Annotated in this window: 2 pseudogenes; both read right to left on the bottom strand. The window is 61.3% G+C overall.

Annotated elements, in window-relative coordinates:
* Positions 1-1202 (bottom strand): annotated as a pseudogene (locus WBB95_RS25480) (hypothetical protein); the annotation flags it as partial.
* A 10-nt stretch (positions 1203-1212) separates the two neighbouring features.
* A pseudogene (locus WBB95_RS25475) lies at positions 1213-1769 on the bottom strand (hypothetical protein); the annotation flags it as partial.

The following is a 1769-nucleotide window of genomic DNA, read 5'->3' as shown; positions in this document are numbered from 1 at the left end:
AAACTGGCCAGCGGGCTGAATTGCGTGCCCTGGCGGATGCCGATCTGGTAGTTGCCCGCCTGGTACTTCGCGGCTGCCGGAATGTCAGCCTTGGGGTCGATCGGGTAGAACGGAAAGGCGTTGCCCAGGTCCAGCGACAAGGTGTTGCCATGGGCCTGTACCGAGATCACCCCGAGTTGCACCTGGCTCGCCGTACCCGGCGAAGTCTTGTAGATCGGCACCGGGCTGGCCGGCACCAGGCGCCTGCCGGCGGGTGCGGTGGGAAACTCATCCTCGAACCACAGGCCCACGGTGCCGACGGTACGGCTGTAGGCCGGGTTGAAGAAAATATCGCCGACGTTATCCAGCCCCTGCTGGTACATCGCCTGCACCTGCGCCTGGGCAGCGGCGCTGGAACTGTGGGTGTTGATAGGCGGGTAATTATTGAGGATGCCGTTCTTGTCGTAGCAGGTCAGGTAGGTGGTAAAGCGATACATCAGGCCCTTGGCGTTTTGTTGCTTCATCTGCGCCTGCAGGTTTTGCAGCAAAGCGGAGCCGCCTAGCACCCACTCCAGGTTTTCTTTCGGGAAACAGGTTTGCCAGGTGGTGGTGACGTAGCTCAAGCCACCGAGGTTGGCCCAGTTGAAGTTCAGGAAGCGATCGAGCATCCGGTGCTCGCGGTTGAGGGTCAGGCCGCATTGGGCGTTGCCCAGCACCAGCTTGTCGAAGTACAGCGCGGTGAAGGTGTTCTGCCAGGGGCTCACGTCGACGAAGCGCGCCGGGGAGGTGGGCGCGCCGCCAAAGGGGTTGCCGAGCAACTGAAAGCTCTGGTTGATGAGCGGGTCCGTGCTCACGTAACCACCGCCCGGCAGTTCGCCGCCGGTGATCACCGATTGGGTCTGGTTATAGCTGACAGTGCCGCAGGCGTTGTCGCCGAACAGGTTCCATTCGCCGGGGATCATCGAGGTGGTGAGTTGCCCGGCATTGCCCGGCACTTGCATCACATAGGTGGGCACCTTGGCCGGCGGCAGCGGGGCGATGGTCCACGGCAACAGGGTGGTGGCCGCGTTCGCCGGGTTGATGTCGAACGACGCCAGGAACCGCCAGTTCATCTGCATCTTCACCGCATCGTAGAGCGGGTACATGTCATTGTTGTTGGCGGTCGGCGGGTTCCAGAACATATGGCCGCCCAGGTAGATCCGCGGGAAATTCAATACGCTCATGTGAGGCTCCTTAGCGTTGCCACTGGGCGCGTTTGAGCGACCAGACAAAGTCCAGTTTGTGATAACCGACAAAGTCGGAGGCCGGCAGCGGGGCGGTGGGGTAAACGATGCCGCCCTGCTGGTTGAGCGCGAAATTGAAGTAGCCCTTTTTCGTCGAGTACGCGGCGGTGCCGTGGCACGCAAAGCACGAAGACTGGCTCTGGAACGCTGACTCCAGCTGGGAATTGGCCAGGAGCGTGGGCGTGGTGTTGGACTGCACGCCGATCAGCTCGTACTGCGCCAACGCTGGAAAGTTGGCCTGAAACGTGGTGTTCACCGGCTGCGCCGCGGTGGTCGGCCCGGTGCTGTTGGTCATCGGCGTCGGCGGGATGGCATTGGTCACCGTGTACTTGCTGTTGTTGCGGTTTTCAAACGTCGTCCACACCCAGTCGGGGTTCAATTTGTTGATCACATGCAGGCCGCTCAACGCGGCGTAGCCGACCACGTATTGAGTGCCTTGCTGGTAGTAGGCCTGGGCGATGTAGTAACCGTCGTTGATCAATTGCTGCTGGTAGGTCGGGTTATTGC

This window comes from Pseudomonas sp. (genome assembly GCF_049645325.1).
Classification (GTDB): Bacteria; Pseudomonadota; Gammaproteobacteria; order Pseudomonadales; family Pseudomonadaceae; genus Aquipseudomonas.
The sequence above is the reverse complement of the archived record's forward strand: the minus strand, read 5'-3'. Positions and strand labels throughout refer to the sequence as shown.